The following is a 21,296-nucleotide window of genomic DNA, read 5'->3' as shown; positions in this document are numbered from 1 at the left end:
GCCCTTCCTTGAGATCAACGCAACCAGAGCAGCCCGAACAGGCCCATCAGGATGCTGGCCAGACCGACGAAGCGGATCTGGCCATCGCTCATCGCAAGGATGCGGCTGAAGACTTCACGCCAGCGTCCCGGGCTGATCAGGGGCATCAAGCCTTCGATGATCATCACCAGCGCAAGCGCGGTCAGCAGCTCGCTCACTTCCGCGCAGGTGCGGCGGAGCTGGCGCCGGAGCCCCGCATGGTCTTGAAGAAGTCACTGCCAGGGTCGAGAACCATGACATCGCTCTTGTTGCGGAAGCTGGCTCGATAGGCATCGAGCGAACGGTAGAACTGCGCGAACTGGGGATCGCGGCCGAAGGCCTCGGCGTACAGGGCAGAGGCCTTGGCATCGCCCTCGCCCTTGATCTTCTGCGCATCGCGGAAGGCTTCGGCGACGATGATCTCCCGCTGACGGTCGGCGTCCGCCTTGATCTTCTCGCCCTCGGCAGCACCCGTAGAGCGGGCTTCGGCAGCCACGCGCTGGCGTTCGGACTGCATGCGCCGGTAGACCGCATCGGTGATGCCGGAGGCAAAATCCACGCGCTTGATGCGCACGTCCACGACCTCGATGCCGAACTGCTTGGCTTCGTCGGCCAGGCGCTTACGTACGTCGTTCATGACCTTCTCGCGCTCGGCGGACAGCACGCCGAGTACGGTGCGCTTGGTCACTTCCTCGTTGAAGGCCGCCTGCACGATAGGGGCCAGGCGGTTCTCGACGTTGCGGATGTCAGCCCCGTTGTTGCGGATGAACTGGCGGGGCTCGGTGATGCGCCACTTGATGAGCCAGTCGATGACCAGACTCTTTTTCTCGGCGGTGAAGATGGGGCGCGACTCCGGGCTGTCGAGCGTTTGCACGCGGCGGTCCAGCATGACGACGTTCTGGATCGGCGGCGGCGCCTTGAACTGCAGGCCCGGTTCGGTGATGACTTCCTTGATCTCACCCAGCGCGTAAACGACGGCGAACTGGCGCTGGTCGACGATGAAGAGCATCGACGACAGCAGCATCAGGGCGACGATGACGCCGGCAACGATGGCGGCAATACGGTTCATTCGGGGATCCTCGATCAGCGGCCGTCGCGGCTGCGCTGGTTGTCACGGCTGCGCAGGTCATTGGCACTTGGCAACGACGTCGGCTCAGCAGCGGTACTCGCTTGCGGCGTCGACACCGTCACGCTGCCGTTGCCTTGTTGCAGCAACTTGTCCAGCGGCAGATAGAGCATGTTGGAGCCGGTCCTGCTGTCCACCATGACTTTGCTGACATTGCTGTAGACCTGCTGCATCGCATCAATGTAGAGCCGGTCACGCGTCACCTGCGGCGCCTTCTGGTACTCGGTCAGCACGCTCTTGAAGCGCTGTGCGTCACCTTCGGCGGTGGCGATGACGCGCGCCCGGTAGCCCTCGGCCTGCTCGCGGAGCTTGTCGGACTCGCCGCGGGCACGCGGGATCACGTCGTTGGCATAGGCCTGTGCCTCATTCTTCAGCTGCTCGCGGTTGGCATTGGCCTTGAAGGCGTCCTCGAACGCCGCCTGCACCTGCTCGGGCGGCTGCACGCTCTGCACGTTGACGTTCTTGATCTGGATACCGGCCTTGAGGCGGTCGAGTTGAGCCTGGATGGACTTCACCAAATCGGTCGCAATGGCGTCGCGCTGCTCATAGAGCACCGAGTCCATCGTGTTCTTGCCGACGATCTCGCGCACGGCCGACTCGGCCGCCAGCAGCACGGCCTGCTCTGGATCGCGGTTCTCGAACAGGAAGTCGCGCAGGTCACGGATGGTGAACTGCACCGTGAAGCGGATGTCGACGATGTTCTCGTCCTGGGTCAGCATGGACGAGTCGCGCAGGCCGGTGGCTGCGACGACCGAGGGGCGGCCGACCTCGACCTGCCGCAGCTGCGAGACCGGCTGGATCTCATGCGCCTGGAAGGGATAGGGCAGCCGCCATTGGAAGCCGGCCTCGACGGTCTTGCTGTATTTGCCAAACGACGTGATGACGCCCTGCTGGCCTTCCTGCACGATGAAGAAGCCGCTGGCGAGCCAACCCAGCACGACGACGCCAGCGATGAGGCCGGCGCCGATGCCGGCGCCCTTCATGTCGGGCGCACCGCCCCCCGTACCGGTGGGGCCGGACGGGCCGCCGGGCTTGCCGCCAAACATGCCGGACAGCTTGCGGTTGAAGTCGCGCCAGAGCTCGTCGAGATCGGGCGGGCCGTCATTGCGACCGTTATTCAACAGCCGGCCCGCGGCTCGCGCGATCGGCGTCATCAGACGCTGCGCCCAAGGGCTGCGGGGCGGTGTGTGAGAAGTGCTGCTCATGCCTGGGTTGGGTCTGAGGAAAGGGGCTCGCCGGAGTCCGTTGAATGCGACGGGTCAGCGTCGAAACGTGGGTCCCGCTCGTCGGGAATCAAGGGCTGGGCCTGCATGGCCGTAGCAATCAGCTGGCGCAGCTCGGCAAGGCCGCCGCCGTCCAGCGCGCTGACGAAGACGCGCGGCGTGGGCTCCGTACCACCTGCGCTGCGCAAAACGGCGTCGACGGTCTCGCGCGGCCGCTGGTCGTCCGGCAGCAAGTCCTGCTTGTTGTAGACCAGGATCTGCGGCACGTCGGCTGCGCCGATCTCGGCCAGCACGCGCTCGACTTCGGTGATCTGCTCGTCCAGCACCGGGCTGGCGGCGTCGACAACATGCAGCAGGAGATCGGCATCGGCCGCCTCCTGCAAGGTCGCGCGAAAGGCCTCGACAAGCTTGTGCGGCAGGTCGCGGATGAAGCCGACGGTGTCGGACAGCGAGACGCTCGCCGCCGCCTGCTCCAGGTAGAGCGAGCGCGTCGTCGTATCCAGCGTTGCGAAGAGCTGGTCGGCCGCATAGGTGCGCGCCTTCACGAGGGCGTTGAAGAGCGTGCTCTTGCCGGCGTTGGTATAGCCCACCAGCGAGACCTTGAAGACGCCATTGCGCGACCGGGCCTTGCGCTGGGTACCACGCTGGCGCTGCACGCGCTTGAGGCGCTCCTTCGTCGTCTTGATGCGGTCGTCGATCATGCGACGGTCCAGCTCGATCTGGGCCTCGCCGGGGCCGCCGCGCATGCCGATGCCACCGCTCTGGCGCTCCAGGTGGCTCCAGCGGCGCACGAGGCGCGTGGCCAGATACTGCAGCCGTGCCAGCTCCACCTGCAGCTTGCCCTCGTGGCTTTGCGCGCGGGCGGCAAAAATCTCAAGAATCAACGCCGTGCGATCGGCCACGGGCACGCCCAGCACGCGTTCGAGGTTGCGCTGCTGGGCCGGCGAGATGGCCTGGTCGAACAGCACCGTGTGGGCCTGGTGGGCCTGCACAAGCAGCTTGATCTCGTCGGCCTTGCCGGAGCCCACGAACAGAGCCGCGTCGGGCGCCTGACGGCGCGCGATGACTTTGGCGACTGGCGTGTCGCCCGCCGACTCAGCCAGCAGGGCCAACTCGTCAAGGCTCTCGTCGAAGCCCTGGGCGGAGCGGTGGCGACCGAAATCGACACCCACAAGAATGGCGCGCGCCGCCTCGGTGGGCGGCGTCGCGTCGTGGAAAGGGGTCGAGGACAAGGGTGTGGGGATCAGGCGTCCGCGGGGGCGTCGCCAGCGTGGAAGTTGACTGCGCGGCCAGGCACGACGGTCGAGATCGCGTGCTTGTAGACCATCTGCGTCACGGTGTTGCGCAGCAGGACGACGTATTGGTCAAAGGATTCGATATGGCCCTGGAGCTTGATGCCATTGACGAGGTAAATCGAAACCGGCACGTGCTCTTTGCGGAGCAGGTTCAAAAAGGGATCCTGCAAAAGTTGGCCTTTGTTGCTCATCGGTATGCTCCGAGTTATCGGGGGGTAGGGACTACGGGTTGGACCTTAACACAGGGTTTTGCCGCACCCGCCGTCAGCCTAGGTCTTTTCGTCGAAGGGATTCTTCGAGGAACGTAGCTCTATCTTCAGCGGCGTGCCGACCAGTTTGTAATGGGCGCGTATGCGGCCCTCGAGGTAGCGCTTGTAGACCTCGGTGACGCCATCCAGCGCATTGCCGTGGATGACGACGATGGGCGGGTTCTGGCCGCCCTGGTGGGCATAGCGCAGCTTGGGGCGGGACACGCCGGAGCGCTTGGGCTGCTGATGCTCCACCGCTTCGGCGACCAGGCGGGTCAGCACGGGCGTGGTCATCTTGCGGTAGGCCGACGCATAGGCATCGGCCAGTGAGTTCCACACCGCCGACAGCCCCTGGCGTTTCAGCGCCGAGATGTTGTGCATCGGCGCGAACTTCAGGAAGGTCAGTCGCTGCTCGATCTGGCGCTGCAGCGTCTCGCGCTGGTAGCTGTCGACGGCGTCCCACTTGTTGACCGCCAGCACGACAGCGCGGCCGCTGTCGAGGATGTAGCCGGCGATGTGGGCGTCCTGGTCGGTCACGCCCTGCGTGGCGTCCAGCAGCAACAGGACGACGTGGGCGTCGGCAATCGCCTGCAATGTCTTGACCACCGAGAACTTCTCGATGGCCTCAAAGACCTTGCCCTTGCGGCGCAGGCCGGCGGTGTCGATGAGCTTGAACTTCTGGCCGTTGCGCTCGAAGTCCACGGTGATGGCGTCGCGCGTCGTGCCCGGCATGTCGAAGGCGACGAGGCGCTCCTCACCCAGCCAGGTGTTGATCAGCGTGCTTTTCCCAACGTTGGGGCGGCCGGCGACGGCCAGGCGGATGACGCCGTCCTGCTGCGGCCCGGCGCCGAACTCCTCGGTCGCGTCCTCGAAGGGCTCCAGCACCGCGTCCAGCAGGCTGCGAATGCCCTGGCCGTGGGCTGACGAGATCGGATGCGGCTCGCCCATGCCGAGTTCATGGAACTCGGCCAGCAGCGGCGACTCGCTCATGCCCTCGGCCTTGTTGACGGCCAGGTGCACGCGCTTGTTGACGCTGCGCAGATAGCGCGCAATATCGCTGTCGTGGGCCGACAGGCCCAGGCGGATGTCGACGACGAAGATGACCGCATCGGCTTCGGCCACGGCCTGCTTGGTCTGCTTGGCCATCTCCTTGACGATGCCGGTGGTGGAGTCGGGCTCGAAACCGCCGGTGTCGATGCAGATGAATTCGCGGTCACCCAGGCGGCCGTCGCCATAGTGGCGGTCGCGGGTCAGGCCGGCGAAGTCGGCCACGATGGCGTCGCGCGACTTGGTGAGCCGGTTGAACAGCGTCGACTTGCCCACGTTGGGGCGGCCGACCAGAGCAATGACTGGTTTCATCCCGCGGGTTTCATTCGGCCTTGACCGCGAACAAGCCGCCGCGCTTGGTGGCGACCAGCGCGGTATCACCCAATAGCGCGATGGCGATGATCTTGGAGCCGTCCGTCGCCAGGCGCGAACGGGTCTTGCCGGAGTCTCGGTCCACCAGATGGACCTGGCCCTCGTAGTCGCCGATCAGGATCTGCTTGCCAAGCACCACCGCCTCGGACAGCTTGCGATGCTGGAACTGGTCGGCCGACCAAGCCAGATCGCCATTGGCCAGGCGCCAGGCCGATAGTCGGTCGGACGCATCGCCAGCGACGACGATCTGGTCGTCCGCGCCGATGCCGTTGGTGCCGCCGACAACGCGGTTCCACAGCGCGCTGCCGCGCTCGGCGTTCACGCAGCCGACCGCGGACTGGAAGGCTCGCGCGCAGATCAGCTCACCCTGGCGCGCTGCCGGTCCGACCAGGTCGGCGAGGCGCTCGACCTCATTGGTGCCACGCGGCGTGGCCACGCTGGCCTCCCAGCGCAAGCTGCCATTGAGGGGGTCGACACCGGCCAGCCGCGGGCCCTGCCCGACGACCAGTGTGTCTTTGTAGGCCAGCACCACGCCAGCCTTGGCCAGGGTCAGCGGCTCGCCGGGGCGGCGCAGTTCCCAGATCTTGCGGCCGTCCAGCACGTCAAAGGCCAGCACCTGACGATCCAGCGTCAACGCGAAGACGCGCTCGCCGGCCACCAGCGGCGCGGCGACGACGGGCGTTGGCAGCGCCTTCTTCCAGGCCACGCGGCCGGCGTCCAGCACGACGAGTTCGTTGTCGCGGTTGACCACCGCCGAGAAGCGGCCGTCGCTGCCGACGCCGGCGAGCAACTTGCCGCCGGCTGCACCGCGCCACAGTTCACGGCCGTCAGCGGCAGCCAGAGCACGCACCGTGCCGTCGCTGCTGGCGACGACGAAACGATCACCCGGCGTCGCAATGCTGAGCGCGAAGCTGATGTCGTCACCCTGGGCGCTCCAGACGATGCGGCCCGTCGCAGGGCCGGACAGCGTCTCCAGGGCGGCCGGCTTGGCCTTGTCGCTGCCAAACCAGGAGTTCCACAACGAGCCGACCGAACCGACCGTCGAGTTGAGGGTGGAGCAGCCCGCCAGCGATGCGGCCAGCAGCGAGATCAGAAGGACGCGCTTCATTGCGCGGCTCCGGTGGCTTCGACCACGGTGGGCACGCCCAAAGTCGCCAGCTTGGCTTCGACGATGCGGCGATAGTCCAGCGTCTTGTCCATGCCGGCCAGCGCCTTTTGGTACTCGGTCTTGGCGGCATCGCGCTTGTCCTGCAGCAGCGCCAGGTCACCACGCCGGTCGGCAACCAAGCCGGCAAATTCAGCAGACTTGACGGCGTCCAGCGTCTTGGCGGCCTCATCAAAAGCCTTGGCATCGAGCTGCAGCGCGGCCAGGCGCAGGCGGGCCAGATCGCGGTAGGGGCCGGTCTCGACACCCTGCTCTGCCACCCAGGTCAGGCTTTGCTTGGCCTCGTCGGTCTTGCCCTTGTCCAACTGCAGCTTGGCGACTTGCAGGCCGGCCTGGGTTGCATAGGCCGTACTTGCGAAGCGAGCTTTCAAGTCGGCGGCGGCACCAGCAGCCTTGTCGGCATCTTGCGCGGTCAGCGCCTTGTCGAACTCCTCGTACATCGCGGCGGCCTTGCCGGCCTGGTCGCGCTGGTACCAGTTCCAACCCTGCCAGGCAGCAAACGCGGCCAGTGCTGCGGTGATCACCCAGGTGATGAGGTTGCCCCAGCGCTTCCAGAACGCTTTGAGTTGGTCAAGTTGTTCTTGTTCGTCGAGATCGAGATGGGCTGCCATGGGGAAAGCTGTGCGAAAAGACGGAGCGATAAAGGGCTCGGAAGGCCCGGGATTATGCGGGGAGGAGCTCGGCGGCCCAGGCGGTCACATCGGCAAGCGGCCGGCTGACCTGCTCGGCGCTGTCTCGCAGGGACTTCAGGCCGACTTCGCCACGCCCCAGCTCGTCGGCACCGAAGACCAGTGCGAAGCGGGCGCCCGAGGCGTCGGCTTTCTTGAACTGCGACTTGAACGACCCGCCACCCGCATGCATCTGCACGGCAACGCCCGCCGCACGCAGCGCTTCCAGCGTGGGCAGGACGCGCGGCAGCTCGGCTGGGTCCGGCACGACGGCATAGACGTCAGGGGCGCCGACGGGTGCTTTCAGCTGCAGCGTCTCAAGCAGCAGCAGCAGCCGCTCCAGGCCCATGCCGAAACCAACCGCCGGCGTCGGCTTGCCACCCAGTTGCTCGACCAGGCCGTCATAGCGGCCACCGGCGCAGACGGTGCCCTGGGCGCCGAGCTTGGTCGTCACCCACTCGAAGACGGTGAGGTTGTAGTAGTCCAGGCCACGCACCAGCCGGGGGTTGATGCGGTAGGCCAGGCCGACGCAATCCAGCAGCGCGCGCACGCCGTTGAAGTGCGCGATGGACACCTCGCCGAGGAAGTCCAGCAGCTGCGGCGCGCCCTCGGCCATGGCCTGCATGGCGGGGTTCTTGGTGTCCAGCACGCGCAGCGGGTTGGCGTACATGCGAGCCTTAGCTTCCTCGTCCAGCACGTCGCGGTGCTGTTCCAGGTAGGCAATCAGCGCCTCGCGATGGGCGCGGCGCTCGTCCGGCTGGCCCAGGCAGTTGATCTCCAGCGAGACGTCCTCGCCCTCCTTCAGCCCCAGCTCGCGCCACAGCGTGCGGGCCAGCAGGATGACCTCGGCGTCCACGTCCGGGCCCGCGAAGCCCAGCGCCTCGATCCCCATCTGGTGGAACTGGCGATAGCGGCCCTTCTGCGGCTTCTCGCGGCGAAACATGGCGCCGACGTAGTAGAGGCGGCGCGGACTGTCGCGCAGATAGCTGTGCTCGATCATCGCGCGCACCACCCCCGCCGTGCCCTCGGGGCGCAACGCCAGGTGCTCCGCCTGGCCATGCTTGTCGGCACGGTCCTCGAAGGCGTACATCTCCTTTTCGACGATGTCGGTCACCTCGCCGATGCCACGCACGAACAGCGCAGTGGGCTCGACGATGGGCACCCGCACATTGCTGTAGCCGTAGCGCAGCAACACGCCGCGCATCTTGGCCTCCAGCCACTCCCAGCGTGCCGACTCAGGCGGCAGGATGTCGTTCATCCCCTTGACCGCTTGCAGCGGCTGGAGCTTCTTGTTTTCACTCATGCGGTAGCGGTCGCGCCGAAGCGCTTTTCGATGTAGTTCTCGACCAGCGCGTGGAACTCATTGGCGATGTTGTCGCCGCGCAGCGTCAGCGCCTTCACGCCGTCGATGAAGACGGGCGCGGCGGGCGCCTCGCCGGTGCCGGGCAGGCTGATGCCGATGTCGGCATGCTTGCTCTCGCCGGGCCCGTTGACGATGCAGCCCATGACGGCCACCTTCATCTCCTCGACGCCCGGATACTTGTTGCGCCAGACCGGCATCTGCAGGCGCAGGAAGTCGTCGATCTGCTTGGCCAGTTCCTGGAAGGTCGTGCTGGTCGTGCGGCCGCAGCCGGGGCAGGCGGTGACGCTCGGGTTGAAGTGGCGCAGGCCCAGCGCCTGCAGGATCTCCAGTGCCACGACGACTTCCTGTGTGCGCGACTCGCCCGGCTGGGGCGTCAGGCTGACTCGGATGGTGTCGCCGATGCCCTCTTGCGCCAGGATGCCTAAAGCAACGCTCGACGCCACCGTACCCTTGGTGCCCATGCCGGCTTCGGTCAGGCCCAGGTGCAGCGCGTAGTCGCAGCGACGGGCCAGTTCGCGGTAGACCGAGATCAGGTCCTGCACGCCGCTGACCTTGCAGCTGATGATGATGTTGTTGGGGTTGAGCCCCAGTTCGGCGGCATAGGCGGCCGAGGTGAGTGCGGATTCGACGAGGGCCTGGTACATCACCGGCTTGGCGTCCCAGGGCTGGGCGCGGCGGGCGTTCTCGTCCATGAACTGCGCGAGCAGTTCCTGGTCCAGGCTGCCCCAGTTGACGCCGATGCGCACGACCTTGTCGTACCTGGCCGCCGCCTCGACCATCATCGCGAACTGGCGGTCCTTCTTGTCGCCCTTGCCGACATTGCCGGGGTTGATGCGGTACTTGGACAGGGCCTGGGCCATCGCCGGGTGCTCGGTCAGCAAGCGGTGGCCGTTGTAGTGGAAGTCGCCCACCAGGGGCACGTCGATGCCCATGCGGTCGAGCTGCTCGCGGATGTAGGGCACCGCATCGGCTGCCTCGGGCGTGTTGACCGTGATGCGCACCATCTCTGAGCCGGCAATCGCCAACTCCTTGATCTGGATAGCCGTACCGACGGCATCCACCGTGTCGGTGTTGGTCATGGACTGCACGCGCACCGGCGCGTCGCCACCGACAGTCACGACGCGATTGCCCCAAACCACGCGGGCCTGGCGGCTGCGGCGAGGTGCGGGCTTGGCTTCAGGAATGATCAGTTCGCTCATCACTTCAACTCCAGACGGGCGATGTTGTTGCTGCTACGGGCGCTCAAGTCGACCGCCGCGCCGCGCCATTCGACGCGGGTGCCGCTGACGTTGCCGACGCGCACCTTGTAGGGTGCCGCACCGCCGAACGCCTGCTGCTCGCCGGCGGTCACCACGCGTGACAACAGCATCTGGCCGCCGGCGTCGACCACCTCGATCCAGGTGTCGGCGACGGCCGTGATCCGCAGGTCACTGCCACCGGCTGCAGCAGGCGTTGGAGCCGGCGCAGACGCATTGGCCATCGCCGCAGGTGGCACGACATCGCGCACTTGCGGCGGCGCCGAAGCGACCGGCCCCGGCATGGACGCGCCCCCCACGACGGGCGCAGAGGCCGCTGCCTCCGAGGCGCTGGGTGCCGGCACGAATTCGACGCCCGGCAGGCTCGCACCGGCGACGACGCCGGAAGCCGACGACCCTGCGGCATCGCGCTCGGGCAGCCATCCAGCTGGAATCCAGTAAACCGCCGCAGCGGCGATCAACAACAGCGCGGGCCCCCAGACAAGTGGCCGCACGGCCAGGGCCAGCAAGCCCGCGTCGCTGGGGCCGGCACCCCGTTCGCGGAAGGGCTGGTTCAGGCCGGGGCGGACGTCGAACTGGCGATCGTTCGTGCGCGGCAGCAGGGCCAGCACGGGCGCGGGGTCGACCTTGAGCGCGCGACACATGGCCGTGGCAAGTGCACGTGCGAAGGTGGCGTCGGGCAGCAGGTCGAAGCGGTCGGCCTCCAGCGCTTCGAGCTTGGCCTGGGGCACCTTCAGCATGACGGCCAGGGCGGCAATGTGCAGGCCGCGCTGCTGCCGTGCATTCCTGAGCAAGGTGCCTGCACTGGCTGCCGCGCTGGCGCGCCCCTCGGAGATCGGTTCCATCGTCTGGTCGTTCTTGTTGTTCGCCGCGGTCACGGCTTATTCGTCGTAGCGGCCAGCGTCCAGGGACTGCGTCTCCGGCGCCTGCGGGTGTTTGCGGCGCATCTGCAGCGCCAGATCCTCGACCACGGCGGTGTTGCCGAGCTTGCGTTCGATGCGCAGCTGCAGCCACAGGCTCTGCGCGTTGACCTGCTCGGGCTGGCTGTTGACGCGCTTCACGTAGAAAAGGGCACGCGCCAACTCGCGGTTACGGAACAGCACTTCAGACAGGTTCACGGCGACGGCCGGGCTGGCGGGGTCGAGTTCGAAGGCGCGCACGAGCGTTTTCTCGGCCACCAGCAGCCGGCCGGCACGCGCTTCGCACACGCCCTTGGCCAGCAGGGTGCGTGCCGGCGCGCGGTAGGAGGACTGGGCCAGCGCCTGGTCGAACAGCGAGTCGGCCGTCTGCCAGCGCTGCTGCTGGCACATGAACCAGCCGTAGTTGTGCAGCGTATCGGGGTCGTTGGGGTAGACGACCAGCGCGCGACGGAAGGCTTCCTCGGCCAGTTGGTTCTCGCCCATCGACGCATAGATCAGCCCGCGCAGGTTCACCGCCTCGCGCATGTCGGGCTTGGCCTGCAGCGCCAGCTTGAGCTCGTCCAGCGCCGTGTTGAACTGGCCGCGCGAGAAATAGCCTTGGGCCAGCTCGAGCCGGATACTGGCGCGGCGGTCCACCTCGGTCTGGTCGGAATCGGTCCTGATCTCACGGTCAGCGGTGGGCCCAGTCCCCCCGGTGCTGGCGCAGCCGGCGAGCAGGGCTGCGGCGGCAGCGGCCGTCAGGGCGGTCAGAGTGGTCAGCAGTCGCTTCATCAAATCCTCGATGGATGGCATCAGCTGGATTTGGCCACGTTGACGGGTGCCCTGACCATGCGGATATATGCGCGGGTGCGGTCCTGCACCTCGCCGGCCAACTGGCCGCAGGCAGCGTCGATATCGTCGCCGCGCGTCTTGCGCACGGTCGTGACGATACCGGCCTGGATCAGCACCTCGGCAAAGGCCTGCACGCGCTCGTTCTTGCTGCGCACCAGGCCCGAAGCCGGGAACGGATTGAAGGGGATCAGGTTGATCTTGCAGCTGACCTTGTTCTTCAGCAGCCTGACCAGCTCGCGCGCCTGTTCGGGCGAATCGTTCACCTCCTGCAGCATGCAGTACTCGAAGGTGATGAAGTCGCGCGGCGCCTTGTCCAGGTAGCGATTGCAAGCGTCCAGCAGCTCGGCGATGGGGTATTTCTTGTTCAGCGGCACGAGCTGGTCGCGCAGCGGATCGGCTGGCGCGTGCAGGCTGACGGCCATGGCCACGGGGCAGTCCTCGCGCAGCCGGTCGATCATCGGCACGACGCCGGAGGTCGACACCGTCACGCGGCGGCGGCTCAGGCCATAGCCATGGTCGTCCAGCATGGTCTTGAGCGCCGGCACCAGCTGATCGTAGTTCTGCAGCGGCTCGCCCATGCCCATCATGACGACGTTGGAAATGATCCGCTCGTCGGTGCTCTTGCGTTGGCGCAGCGAATGTTCGGCAAACCAGAGCTGGGCCGTGATCTCGGCCGTCGTCAGGTTGCGGCTGAAGCCCTGATGGCCCGTCGAACAGAAACGGCAGCCCACCGCGCAGCCCGCCTGGCTCGAAATGCACAGCGTGCCGCGGTCGTCTTCGGGAATGAACACCGCCTCGACCGCGTCGCCATTGCCGACGTCGAACAGCCACTTGATGGTGCCGTCCGCGGAGATGTGCTCGGAAATGACCGGCAGCGCCGCGATGCGGGCACGTCCCTTGAGCTTCTCGCGCAAGGACTTGGCGAGGTCGGACATCTGCACGAAGTCCGACGCGCCTTTTTGGTGGATCCAGCGGAACAGCTGGGTCGCACGGAACTTCTTTTCGCCCAGTTGCTCGCAGTAGGCGGCCAGGCCTTGCAGATCAAAACCGAGCAGGTTGACCGCGTCCATACAAGCTTCCTGGGCCGGGGTCACCGACCCCGTTGGGGTTTAACGCGAATAGACGTTCATGCCGGGGAAGAAGAACGCGATCTCGACCGCAGCGGTCTCGGCGGCGTCCGAACCGTGCACAGCGTTGGCGTCGATGCTGTCGGCGAAATCGGCGCGGATCGTGCCTTTCTCGGCCTTCTTCGGGTCGGTGGCGCCCATCAGGTCACGGTTCTTCAGGATGGCGCCTTCGCCTTCCAGCGCCTGGATCATCACCGGGCCGGAGATCATGAAGTTCACCAAGTCGTTGAAGAACGGGCGGGCCTTGTGGACAGCGTAGAACTGCTCGGCCTCACCACGCGACAGGTGGACCATCTTGGCCGCGACGATCTTCAGGCCGGCGCCTTCAAAGCGGGCGTAGATCTGACCGATGACGTTCTTCGCCACTGCATCGGGCTTGATGATGGACAGGGTGCGTTCGATGGCCATGAAATTCTCCTGAGGGGGCGTGTTGGACAAAGCCTGCGATTGTAGCGGCCAGGGATGACCCCAACCCCTATGCCGGACTCAGCGCCGCCCGCCGTAGCCGCCGCCGGAGCGACCACCGCCGCCACCGCCCTTGCCGCCACGACCACCGCCGCCACCGCCACCGCGGCGCAGGAAAGCGTCGCCGCCGATATAGCCCACCGAGGTCTGCAGCGGATCGGGCTCGCGCGGGCCGTTGCCCTTGCTGCCGCCACCGCCTTGCTTGTTGCCCTGCTGGCTGCCGCCGGCACCAAAACCCTGCGGCAGGCCGCGCTTGCCGCCTGTGGCGTGGCGGCGGTCGAAGGTCTGCTCCAGCGGGTTGACGTGATGCGGGATGAAGTCGTCGTCCTCGCGTTCGCCATCATCGTCGCGACGCGGCGCACGCTCCTCGCGCGGCGGGCGCGCCTGCTGCGCCTCGGGCGGGCGACTTGGACGCGGACCGCCGCCGACATGGCGCTCGTCGGAGCGGCGCTTGTTGCGGTCGTTCTTGTTGCCCTGCTGCTGTTGCGGCTGGCCCTTGCCCTGGCCTGGGCCTTGGCCCTGAGCCGGGTGCTGCACCTGGCCCTGGCCGCTGTGCGAGGTGTGGCCGGCCAGGCGGCGGATGATGCGCACGTCATCGTCACCCAATTCGACCCAGACACCCCGCTTGAGGCCGCGCGGCAGCACGACCGTGCCATAGCGGATGCGGATCAGCCGGCTGACCACCATGCCAACGCCCTCGAAGAGCTTGCGCACTTCGCGGTTGCGGCCCTCGGTGATGACGACGCGGTACCAACGGTTGGCACCCTCGCCACCCCCGTCCTCGATGCTCTTGAAGGACGCCAGTTGGCCTTCGACGCTGACACCTGCCAGCAACCTGGCGCGCTGCTCATCGCTCAACGCGCCCAGTACACGGGCCGCGTACTCGCGCTCGACGCCGAAGCGCGGATGCATCAGCTGGTTGGCCAGTTCGCCGGAGTTGGTGAATAGCAGCAGGCCTTCGGTGTTGATGTCCAGGCGGCCGACGGATTGCCACTTCTGGCCTTGCACCCGCGGCAGCGAGCGGAACACCGTCGGGCGGCCTTCCGGGTCGTTGAAGGTCGAGACCTCGCCGGTGGGTTTGTGATAGGCCAGGATGCGCGGGTTGGGCGGCGAGATGCGCACGCGCACGTCCTTGCCGTTGACCCGCACGCGGTCTCCGAAGGAGATGCGCTGGCCGACATGGGCCACTTCACCGTTCACCTCGATCTTGCCCTCGGCAATCCACTCTTCGATGTCGCGGCGCGATCCGATGCCGGCCTGCGCCAGCACCTTCTGCAACTTGGGCGCATCGGCATCGGCCGCCAGTACGCGCTTGGATTCGCCCTCAGCCTCTTCGGACCCTTCCTCGGCGACGGGCGCCGCGGCCAGCACCGGCGGCTCGACGTCAGGCGCTTCGGATTCGGCGTCCAGGCTGCCCGACAACACGTCGGCAAAGCGCGCCCCCGCGGCTTCGACGAGTTCCGGCGCCAGTGTCGGAGCCGCCGGCTCGCTGGCCGCACCAACCGGCATCGGCGCGGGCGACTCGCGCTCGGCGCGCTCCTTGCGGTTGCGGCGGCGGTTGCGGCTGCGGCTGCCGCGCTCACCGTCTTCACCGGCCTCACCCTCGCCATCACCGCCGTCGCCCTCGCCCCGTTGATCACCTTCGCCCGCTGCCGACACCGCTGGCGCCTCATCGGCCAACGTGAAGAGCGGTGCGGGCACCGGTGCTGCGGCGGCAATGCTCGCCACCTCCTCGCTCGCGGCCTCGGCAACGACTGTCTTGCGGGGTGCACGCTTGCGGGCGGGCACAGGCGCTTCGTCGGCCACCACGGCGGCTTCGGTCGCCACCTCAGGCGCGGCAGCGACGTCAACCGACTCAGCGGCGGGCTTGCGGCGCGCGCGCTTCACCGGCACGGCCGCTTCGGCATCAGCGGGCGTCGCCTCAGCGGCAGCGACCTCGGCCGTCTTGGCCGGCGCGCGGCGCCGCTTGGGCGCGGCGGACGCTTCCGTGTCAGCAGCGGGAGGCAGGGGCTTGTCTTGGTCAGCGGCGTCGTTCATGCGGGTTCGGACTGAGGTTGCGGGGCGGATCGTTGGGGTCGGGGATGGGGAGCGCGGGCGTGCCGTCATCGCCAAACAGGCTCTGCGACACGACGGGCACTTCGGCAGCGTCTTGGGCGGGCGCCTCTGCGGCGGGCGCTGCAGGTGCGTCTTCGGGGGCGTCGTCCAGCAGCCGGCCTTGCAGGGCTTCAAAGGCCGGCGGTTCGCTGCCGACTTCGAGGGCCGGCAGTTGTTCCAGGCTGGCCAGGCCGAGGTCGTCGAGGAAGGACTTGGTCGTCGCATACAGCGCCGGGCGACCAGGTGTCTCGCGGTGGCCGATGGCCTCGATCCAGCCACGATCTTCGAGCTGCTTGACGATCTGGCTGGCGACGACAACGCCGCGGATGTCCTCGATGTCGCCACGCGTGACCGGCTGCCGGTAGGCAATGATGGCCAGCGTCTCCAGCACGGCGCGCGAATAGCGAGGCGGCTTCTCGGGATGCAGTCGGTCAAGGTATTCACGCAGCTCGGGGCGGCTCTGAAAGCGCCAGCCCGAGGCCAATGCGACCAGCTCCACGCCGCGGCCCTCCCAGTCGCGGCTCAGCTCGTCGAGCAGGCCGCGCAAGGTATCGGCGCCGAGTTCGTCGGCGAACAGGCTACGCAACTCGCGCAGCGTCAGCGGCTGCGAGGCACAGATCAGCGCGGTCTCGAGGACGCGCTTGGCATCCGGGGTGTTCATGAACGCAATTGCGCCCTCAATCAAGCCTAGCTTGGCAATCCGTCCGGGCCTGGGCGCTCACAGCGGTCTTCAGGCAAAAGCGGACGGGGTCTGTCCGGGCGTCACCGTGGGGCCAGGGGGCCTTCCAGCGGGACGCGATCGGGATGGTTGACCGGCGGGCGGATGGACTGCTAACCGCGCGGGTCGCGCCCGTCTCGTCGACTTCAGGGCGCTGGCTGCCACGACAACCGGTGTGCATTGTATAGCCGCTCAGCTTGGCAGACCGATGGCACCGATCTCGGCCCAGGCGGCGGCCAGGTCGGCAGGCAACGGCGCGGTCAGCACCAGGGCCTCGCCGGTGGCCGGATGGGTGAATGACAGCCGCGCCGCGTGCAGGGCCTGGCGCGTCATCCCGAGGGCGGGGGCGCCGCCGTAAAGCACGTCCGCCAGCATCGGATGGCCGCTGTGCATCAGGTGCACGCGTATCTGGTGCGTGCGGCCGCTGTGCAGCACGCAATGCACGGCGCTGACGGCCCGGCCCTTCACCTCGCCAACGCCGAGCGGAAAGATGTCGGTACGCGCGGGCTTGCCCAGGTTGGCGGGAGCAACGGCCATCTTCACCCGCGACACCGGGTCACGGCGCATCGCCTGTTCGACAACAAACGGCGCCTCGACGCGGCCCCAGGCCAGGGCAAGGTATTCGCGGTGCACCTCGCGCGCCGAGATCTGCCGCATCAGCGCCGTGACGGCGGCCAGCGTCTTGCCAACCACCATGACCCCGCTGGTGTCCTTGTCCAGCCGGTGCACGATGCCGCCACGCGGCAGCGTCGCTGCCGCAGCATGGTGGGCCAGCAGACCGTTCATCAAAGTGCCCGACCAGTTGCCCGCCGCAGGATGCACCACCAGGCCGGCCGGCTTGTTGACGACGGCAAGGTGTTCGTCCTCGTAGACGAAGTCCAACGCCATCGCCTCGGCGCGGAAGGCGCGGCTTTCGTCGGTCGGCTGCAGCTCCACTTCGACGCGCTGGCCGGCGCGCAGCTTGTGCGCGGCCTTCCCCAGCGGCTTGCCGTCCACCGTCACGCAGCCACGCTCGATCAACGACTGCAGGTGGTTGCGCGAGAACTCAGGCGCTTGTGTCGTCAGCCAGCGGTCGAGCCGCTCGCCATGGCCTGCGGCATCGACGTCGGCGCAGCGCCGCTCGGCGTCGTCGCCCCCCTCGGCCTCCAGCTCGAAATCGTCCTGACCCCCCACCCTATACTCAGCGTCCATTGTTTCTTAGTGACCTGCCGGCAGCATCGCCGTCGACTTCAGACATGTTTGTTGAGAAATTCAAGGCCGGCCGTATCGTCGCCGGCGCTGTCCTGATGGCGTTCGCGCTCGGCATGAGCGGCTGCGGCTCGACGGCCAAGGACGACCCGAACTCCCAGGCGGCGCTGGACAAATTGTATGCAGAGGCCAAGGACGACCTGAACGCCGGCAGCTACGACCGCGCGATCAAGGCGCTCGAGCGCATCGAAGGGCGCGCCGCTGGCACCACGATGGGCCAGCAGGCGACGCTGGACCTGGCCTGGGCCTACTACCGCACGGCCGAGCGCGCGCAGGCGATCTCGACGCTGGACCGCTTCATCAAGCTCAACCCGTCCAGCCCGGCCATGGACTACGCCCTCTACATGAAGGGCATCGTCAACTTCAACGAAGACCTGGGCCTGTTCGGCCGCCTGGCCAACCAGGACGTGTCCGAGCGCGACCAGCAGGCCTCGCGCGAGGCCCTGCTGGCCTTCCGCCAGCTCGTCGAGCAGTTCCCCGAGTCCAAGTACGCGGCCGAAGGCACGACGCGCATCAACTTCATCACCAACACGCTGGCGGCCTACGAGATCCACGTCGCGCGCTACTACTTCAACCGAAAGGCCTACGTGGCCGCGGCCAACCGGGCGCAGGCGGCGGTGGCGGAGTTCCAGTACGCGCCCGGTATCGAGGAGGGTCTGTTCATCATGAGCGAGAGCTACGACAAGCTCGGCCTGACGCAGTTGCGCGACGACGCCCGCCGCGTGCTGGACAAGAATTTCCCAAACAGCATCTATGCCTCGGGCAATGCCGCCAAGCGCAAGGCCTGGTGGCAGATCTGGTGATCAGACGCGCGAGGCGCTGAGCGCTTCCAGCCAAGCCAGAGCCTCGGCCTCGTTGGCCACCGGCGTCATCGGCGGCAACGCCGCACGCAGTCGACGCCCGTAGTTCATGCCCGCCATGCGCGGGTCGCAGACCACCAGCAGGCCGCGGTCGCTCTCGGTGCGGATCAGCCGGCCGGCGCCCTGCTTCAACGCGATGGCCGCCTCGGCCACGAAATACTCCGAGAACGCATTGCGGCCCTGCGCTTCCAGGCGCTGGACGCGCGCCTCCACGAGCGGGTCGTTGGGCGGCGGAAAGGGCAGCTTGTCGATGAGCACGCATTGCAGCGCGTCGCCCGGCACGTCGATGCCTTCCCAGAAGCTCGCTGAGCCGATCAGCACCGCTGCGGGGTCGTCGAGGAAGCGCTGCAGCAACACGCGTTTGGGCAAAGCGCCTTGTTGCAGCACGGCAATGGCGTCGCCGGCTTCCTCGAAGCGTTCACGCAGTGCGTCGGCCACGATCTGCAGATTGCGCAGTGTCGTCGTCAGTACAAAGGTGCGTCCGCCCAGGGCACGCGCGAAGCGCGAGGCCAGCAGGGCGACACTGGCCGGGTGGCTGGGCTCGCTGGGCTTTGGAAAGCCCCGCGGCACATAGAGCCGCGCATGGGCCGGGTAGTCGAAGGGGCTGCCCACGCGCAGCACCTCGGCGCCCGTCAGACCCGCCGGTTCGGTGAACCAGGTCAGGCCCTCGTCGTCACCCAGCGTCGCCGAGGTGAACACCCAGGCTTTGGGCGCGCCTTCCAGCTGCTGCTGCATGGCCTCGCGGATGTCGAGGGGGGATTCGACCAGGCGGGCCGCATGTGGGCTGATGTCGATCCAGCGCACGTCGCCCGGGTCAGGGTCGGCGGCGAACTGCCTGGCCAGCTCGCGCAGCTCCTGGGCGCGCTCGCACAGGCGGGCGAAATCCGGAGCCGCATCGCGCACCCCGGTCAGCGCTTCCAGCGCGTTAGCGCAGGCCTGTTCGACACCGACCAGCGCCGCGACAAAGGCCGACTGACTGGCACGCTCGCGCCAGCCGAGCTTGAGTGTGCCGCGGAGTTCGCGTCCGGCGGTGGCCAGCGACCCCGCGGCAGCCAGGCGCAACTCTCGCGCTGACTTCTCGAGGCCTGCCTGCAGGCCCTGCCAGTCATTGACGCCGCGCGCATGGGTCAGGCCCTGGGCGAGCACGTCGCGAGAGAAGTCGATCAACGCCGCCGTGCCCAGCAGCGTGCCGAGGAATTGCACGCCCGCCTCGGCGAGCTGGTGGGCTTCATCAAAGATCGCGATCTCGACGCTGGGCAGCAGCTCGGCCACGCCGGTGTCGCGCAGGGTCACGTCGGCAAAGAAGAGGTGATGGTTGACGACGACGACATCGGCCTCCATGGCCTCGCGCCGCGCCTTGACGACGAAGCAGGCCTTCCAATCCGGGCACTCCTGGCCCAGGCAGTTCTCGCGGCTGCTGCTGACGATGGGGATGATGGGCGAGCGCTCGTCCAGGCCGTCGATCTCGGCGAAATCGCCCGTCGTCGTGCCCAGTGCCCAGCGTTCGATGCGCGCCAGCGACAGCGCCGTGCGGCGGTCCGGGAACTCGCCGGACACGCGCGCCTCCTTCATGCGGTGCAGGCAGAGATAGCTTGCGCGGCCCTTCAGCAGCGCCAGACGCACCGGCGTGTTCAGTGCCTTGGTCAGGCGCGGCAGGTCGCGCAGGAAGAGCTGGTCCTGCAGGCTCTTGGTGGCCGTGCTGATCAGTGCGCGGCTGCCCGCGAGCAGGGCCGGCACGAGATAGGCGAAGGTCTTGCCGACGCCCGTGCCGGCCTCGACGACCAGCGCCTGGCGGCGGCTGAGGGCGCGTGCGACGGCACGGCTCATCTGCAACTGCTGCTCACGCGGCCTGTAGCCCGGGTCCAGGCGCGCCAGGGGGCCGTCCATGTCGAAAGCGGCGTTGACGGCTTGTTCGAGTTCGTCCGCGGCAGGCGGGGCGGCGGGTGTGGCCTGATCGAGGGCGTCGAGCCAGTCGTCGAGATCAGGCTCTGTCATCGGGCTCTGTGTTGGCTTCCAGCCGCACGATCATGTCGCGCAGCGCCAGGCGGCGCCTCTTGAGCCGCTGCAGCGCCAGCTCGTCCGGCGGCGACTGCCCTGCCAGGCGATCAATCATCGCGTCGAGGTCGGCATGCTCCATGCGCAACTCGATGAGCCGCCGCGGCAACGAGTGAAGTTGTTCATCCATCCAAGGGTTTACGAAGGCGCTTCGATCAGGGCGAGAGCCCACTGGCCAGTATAGTTTTCGGCATGCCCTCACCCACCGCCGTCGGATTCCGACTCAATGCCGCCACCGGCACCCATCGCGGGGACCGGGCCTATCAGCAGGACCAGGTGGCCGTCATCGCGCACCCGCGCGTCGCCGGTTGCATGATGGGCATCGTGGCCGACGGCATGGGCGGCAAGAGCGGTGGACGCAAGGCCGCCGACCAGGTGATCCTGACCGCACGCCAGCTGTTCGAGCGCTATTCGCCCGAAGACGAACTGCCCGCCGAGCTGTTGAGCCAGATCACGTCAGAGGCACATCTGATGATCAAGCTGACAGCCCTCTCCGCCGAGGAGGAACCGCACAGCACGATTGCCGGTTTCGTCATCACCATTGACCGCAGCGTGCACTGGATCCACTCCGGTGACTCGCGCATCTACTGGTTCCGTGGCGCACGGCTGGTGAAGCGCTCCATGGACCATTCCTACGTGCAACGCCTCGTCGACGAGGGGCAGCTGACTGAAGCCGAGGCCAGCTCGCATCCGCAGAGCAACCTGCTGACCGCCTGCCTGGGCACCGTGCAGGACCCGACGTCCACCTCGGAACGTTTCGAGGGCCTGGAGGTAGGCGACACGCTGATGTGCTGCAGCGACGGTCTGTGGCATTACTTCACCGCCCAGGAGCTGGGCAGCGTGCTGCACAGCCTGCCGCCGCGCGAAGCGGCCGAGCTGCTCGTGAGCAAGGCGCGCCAGCGCGCGCGCGGCGGCGGCGACAACCTGTCGATTGCCATCGTCAAGGTCGAGAACCTCGACTGATCAATTCGGCTTGGACGCCGCGGACGCGCCTGGCAGCGGCAGCGGCAGCGGTGCGGCCAGCGGCTTGCTGCGGTCCTTTTGTTTGGCCTCGTGCTCCACCATGCGCTGCTGCTGGCGCAGCGCCCGCTCCTGGGCGCGTTCGCGCCGCCTGGCCGCCTCCACCTCTGCCTTGTTGACGGCCTGACGCCTGGCCTTCTCGGCCTCGGCGGCGCTGCGGGCCCGCGGCGCCTGCGC

Annotated in this window: 21 protein-coding genes and 1 pseudogene; 2 read left to right on the top strand and 20 right to left on the bottom strand. The window is 67.6% G+C overall.

Annotation, left to right across the window (positions count from 1 at the left end):
* Positions 1–14 precede the first annotated feature (14 nt).
* The 17 genes from ACT6S0_RS11995 to ACT6S0_RS11915 all read right to left on the bottom strand — a co-directional run bounded on the left by ACT6S0_RS11995 (position 15) and on the right by ACT6S0_RS11915 (position 17,127).
* Entirely contained in the window at positions 15–197 is a 183-nt protein-coding gene (locus tag ACT6S0_RS11995; RefSeq protein WP_444764057.1) for a DUF2065 domain-containing protein, read from the bottom strand.
* Entirely contained in the window at positions 194–1,087 is an 894-nt protein-coding gene (hflC, locus tag ACT6S0_RS11990; protein WP_444764056.1) for a protease modulator HflC, read from the bottom strand. The genes ACT6S0_RS11995 and hflC overlap by 4 nt, the downstream gene beginning before the upstream one ends.
* A 14-nt stretch (positions 1,088–1,101) precedes the next feature.
* Complete coding sequence (gene hflK, locus ACT6S0_RS11985) at positions 1,102–2,298, bottom strand: FtsH protease activity modulator HflK (protein ID WP_444764055.1); 1,197 nt, start codon at positions 2,296–2,298, stop codon at positions 1,102–1,104.
* 47 nt (positions 2,299–2,345) lie between these two features.
* A complete protein-coding gene (gene hflX, locus ACT6S0_RS11980) occupies positions 2,346–3,599 on the bottom strand; it encodes a GTPase HflX (protein ID WP_444764054.1) in 1,254 nt (417 codons plus the stop codon).
* An 11-nt stretch (positions 3,600–3,610) separates the two neighbouring features.
* Positions 3,611–3,853: an RNA chaperone Hfq gene (hfq, locus tag ACT6S0_RS11975; RefSeq protein ID WP_056198163.1), complete on the bottom strand. Its 243-nt coding sequence runs from the start codon at positions 3,851–3,853 to the stop codon at positions 3,611–3,613.
* A 78-nt stretch (positions 3,854–3,931) separates the two neighbouring features.
* On the bottom strand, positions 3,932–5,269 hold the full coding sequence (gene der, locus ACT6S0_RS11970) for a ribosome biogenesis GTPase Der (RefSeq protein WP_444764053.1): 1,338 nt from the start codon (positions 5,267–5,269) through the stop codon (positions 3,932–3,934).
* 10 nt (positions 5,270–5,279) lie between these two features.
* A complete protein-coding gene (locus ACT6S0_RS11965; protein WP_444764052.1) occupies positions 5,280–6,437 on the bottom strand; it encodes a PQQ-binding-like beta-propeller repeat protein in 1,158 nt (385 codons plus the stop codon).
* Positions 6,434–7,105, bottom strand: a complete 672-nt coding sequence (locus ACT6S0_RS11960; protein WP_444764051.1) for a YfgM family protein — start codon at positions 7,103–7,105, stop codon at positions 6,434–6,436. Before ACT6S0_RS11960 ends, ACT6S0_RS11965 begins: the two co-directional genes overlap by 4 nt.
* A 52-nt stretch (positions 7,106–7,157) precedes the next feature.
* Positions 7,158–8,465 (bottom strand): histidine--tRNA ligase, encoded by a 1,308-nt coding sequence (gene hisS, locus ACT6S0_RS11955; protein ID WP_444764050.1) that lies wholly within the window; start codon positions 8,463–8,465, stop codon positions 7,158–7,160.
* Positions 8,462–9,724: a flavodoxin-dependent (E)-4-hydroxy-3-methylbut-2-enyl-diphosphate synthase gene (gene ispG / locus ACT6S0_RS11950; protein WP_444764049.1), complete on the bottom strand. Its 1,263-nt coding sequence runs from the start codon at positions 9,722–9,724 to the stop codon at positions 8,462–8,464. The genes hisS and ispG overlap by 4 nt, the downstream gene beginning before the upstream one ends.
* Entirely contained in the window at positions 9,724–10,659 is a 936-nt protein-coding gene (locus ACT6S0_RS11945; protein ID WP_444764048.1) for a helix-turn-helix domain-containing protein, read from the bottom strand. The genes ispG and ACT6S0_RS11945 overlap by 1 nt, the downstream gene beginning before the upstream one ends.
* Before the next feature lie 3 nt (positions 10,660–10,662).
* On the bottom strand, positions 10,663–11,472 hold the full coding sequence (gene pilW / locus ACT6S0_RS11940) for a type IV pilus biogenesis/stability protein PilW (RefSeq protein WP_444764047.1): 810 nt from the start codon (positions 11,470–11,472) through the stop codon (positions 10,663–10,665).
* Between the two features lie 20 nt (positions 11,473–11,492).
* Positions 11,493–12,602, bottom strand: a complete 1,110-nt coding sequence (gene rlmN, locus ACT6S0_RS11935; protein ID WP_444764046.1) for a 23S rRNA (adenine(2503)-C(2))-methyltransferase RlmN — start codon at positions 12,600–12,602, stop codon at positions 11,493–11,495.
* Positions 12,603–12,641: 39 nt separating this feature from the next.
* Positions 12,642–13,067 carry a nucleoside-diphosphate kinase gene (ndk, locus tag ACT6S0_RS11930; protein WP_444764045.1) on the bottom strand — a complete coding sequence of 142 codons (426 nt, stop codon included), beginning with the start codon at positions 13,065–13,067 and terminating at the stop codon, positions 12,642–12,644.
* 78 nt (positions 13,068–13,145) lie between these two features.
* On the bottom strand, positions 13,146–15,161 hold the full coding sequence (locus ACT6S0_RS11925; protein WP_444764044.1) for a pseudouridine synthase: 2,016 nt from the start codon (positions 15,159–15,161) through the stop codon (positions 13,146–13,148).
* Positions 15,145–15,879: an SMC-Scp complex subunit ScpB gene (gene scpB / locus ACT6S0_RS11920; protein ID WP_444764043.1), complete on the bottom strand. Its 735-nt coding sequence runs from the start codon at positions 15,877–15,879 to the stop codon at positions 15,145–15,147. The genes ACT6S0_RS11925 and scpB overlap by 17 nt, the downstream gene beginning before the upstream one ends.
* A 249-nt stretch (positions 15,880–16,128) precedes the next feature.
* Complete coding sequence (locus ACT6S0_RS11915; RefSeq protein WP_444764042.1) at positions 16,129–17,127, bottom strand: RluA family pseudouridine synthase; 999 nt, start codon at positions 17,125–17,127, stop codon at positions 16,129–16,131.
* Positions 17,128–17,171: 44 nt separating this feature from the next.
* Between ACT6S0_RS11915 and ACT6S0_RS11910 the strand changes: the two genes are divergently transcribed.
* Positions 17,172–17,987: an outer membrane protein assembly factor BamD gene (locus ACT6S0_RS11910; RefSeq protein WP_444764041.1), complete on the top strand. Its 816-nt coding sequence runs from the start codon at positions 17,172–17,174 to the stop codon at positions 17,985–17,987.
* Here the strand turns inward: ACT6S0_RS11910 and ACT6S0_RS11905 are convergent, their stop codons facing one another.
* Positions 17,988–19,931, bottom strand: a complete 1,944-nt coding sequence (locus ACT6S0_RS11905; protein ID WP_444764069.1) for an ATP-dependent DNA helicase — start codon at positions 19,929–19,931, stop codon at positions 17,988–17,990.
* 94 nt (positions 19,932–20,025) lie between these two features.
* The gene (locus ACT6S0_RS11900; RefSeq protein WP_444764040.1) at positions 20,026–20,229 is read right to left on the bottom strand and encodes a DUF465 domain-containing protein; all 204 of its coding nucleotides are present in this window, start codon (positions 20,227–20,229) and stop codon (positions 20,026–20,028) included.
* Between the two features lie 62 nt (positions 20,230–20,291).
* Between ACT6S0_RS11900 and ACT6S0_RS11895 the strand changes: the two genes are divergently transcribed.
* Positions 20,292–21,062 (top strand): PP2C family protein-serine/threonine phosphatase, encoded by a 771-nt coding sequence (locus tag ACT6S0_RS11895; protein ID WP_444764039.1) that lies wholly within the window; start codon positions 20,292–20,294, stop codon positions 21,060–21,062.
* On the opposite strand, the pseudogene ACT6S0_RS11890 reads toward ACT6S0_RS11895, so the two are convergent.
* Positions 21,063–21,296, bottom strand: a pseudogene (locus ACT6S0_RS11890) (hypothetical protein); the annotation flags it as partial.

This window comes from Roseateles sp., assembly GCF_052436255.1.
Taxonomy (GTDB): Bacteria; Pseudomonadota; Gammaproteobacteria; order Burkholderiales; family Burkholderiaceae_C; genus Pelomonas.
The sequence above is the reverse complement of the archived record's forward strand: the minus strand, read 5'-3'. Positions and strand labels throughout refer to the sequence as shown.

What these genes read in the sequence shown, in the direction of transcription:
- ACT6S0_RS11910 (WP_444764041.1), top strand. Translation starts at nt 17,172, where the DNA reads ATGTTTGTTGAGAAATTCAAGGCCGGCCGTATCGTCGCCGGCGCTGTC.
- ACT6S0_RS11965 (WP_444764052.1), bottom strand. Translation starts at nt 6,437, where the DNA reads ATGAAGCGCGTCCTTCTGATCTCGCTGCTGGCCGCATCGCTGGCGGGC.
- der (WP_444764053.1), bottom strand. Translation starts at nt 5,269, where the DNA reads ATGAAACCAGTCATTGCTCTGGTCGGCCGCCCCAACGTGGGCAAGTCG.
- hflK (WP_444764055.1), bottom strand. Translation starts at nt 2,298, where the DNA reads ATGACGCCGATCGCGCGAGCCGCGGGCCGGCTGTTGAATAACGGTCGC.
- ACT6S0_RS11925 (WP_444764044.1), bottom strand. Translation starts at nt 15,161, where the DNA reads ATGAACGACGCCGCTGACCAAGACAAGCCCCTGCCTCCCGCTGCTGAC.
- hfq (WP_056198163.1), bottom strand. Translation starts at nt 3,853, where the DNA reads ATGAGCAACAAAGGCCAACTTTTGCAGGATCCCTTTTTGAACCTGCTC.
- ACT6S0_RS11960 (WP_444764051.1), bottom strand. Translation starts at nt 7,105, where the DNA reads ATGGCAGCCCATCTCGATCTCGACGAACAAGAACAACTTGACCAACTC.
- rlmN (WP_444764046.1), bottom strand. Translation starts at nt 12,602, where the DNA reads ATGGACGCGGTCAACCTGCTCGGTTTTGATCTGCAAGGCCTGGCCGCC.
- ACT6S0_RS11915 (WP_444764042.1), bottom strand. Translation starts at nt 17,127, where the DNA reads ATGGACGCTGAGTATAGGGTGGGGGGTCAGGACGATTTCGAGCTGGAG.
- pilW (WP_444764047.1), bottom strand. Translation starts at nt 11,472, where the DNA reads ATGAAGCGACTGCTGACCACTCTGACCGCCCTGACGGCCGCTGCCGCC.
- scpB (WP_444764043.1), bottom strand. Translation starts at nt 15,879, where the DNA reads ATGAACACCCCGGATGCCAAGCGCGTCCTCGAGACCGCGCTGATCTGT.
- ACT6S0_RS11900 (WP_444764040.1), bottom strand. Translation starts at nt 20,229, where the DNA reads ATGGATGAACAACTTCACTCGTTGCCGCGGCGGCTCATCGAGTTGCGC.
- hflC (WP_444764056.1), bottom strand. Translation starts at nt 1,087, where the DNA reads ATGAACCGTATTGCCGCCATCGTTGCCGGCGTCATCGTCGCCCTGATG.
- ndk (WP_444764045.1), bottom strand. Translation starts at nt 13,067, where the DNA reads ATGGCCATCGAACGCACCCTGTCCATCATCAAGCCCGATGCAGTGGCG.
- ispG (WP_444764049.1), bottom strand. Translation starts at nt 9,724, where the DNA reads ATGAGCGAACTGATCATTCCTGAAGCCAAGCCCGCACCTCGCCGCAGC.
- ACT6S0_RS11895 (WP_444764039.1), top strand. Translation starts at nt 20,292, where the DNA reads ATGCCCTCACCCACCGCCGTCGGATTCCGACTCAATGCCGCCACCGGC.
- hisS (WP_444764050.1), bottom strand. Translation starts at nt 8,465, where the DNA reads ATGAGTGAAAACAAGAAGCTCCAGCCGCTGCAAGCGGTCAAGGGGATG.
- ACT6S0_RS11905 (WP_444764069.1), bottom strand. Translation starts at nt 19,931, where the DNA reads ATGGACGGCCCCCTGGCGCGCCTGGACCCGGGCTACAGGCCGCGTGAG.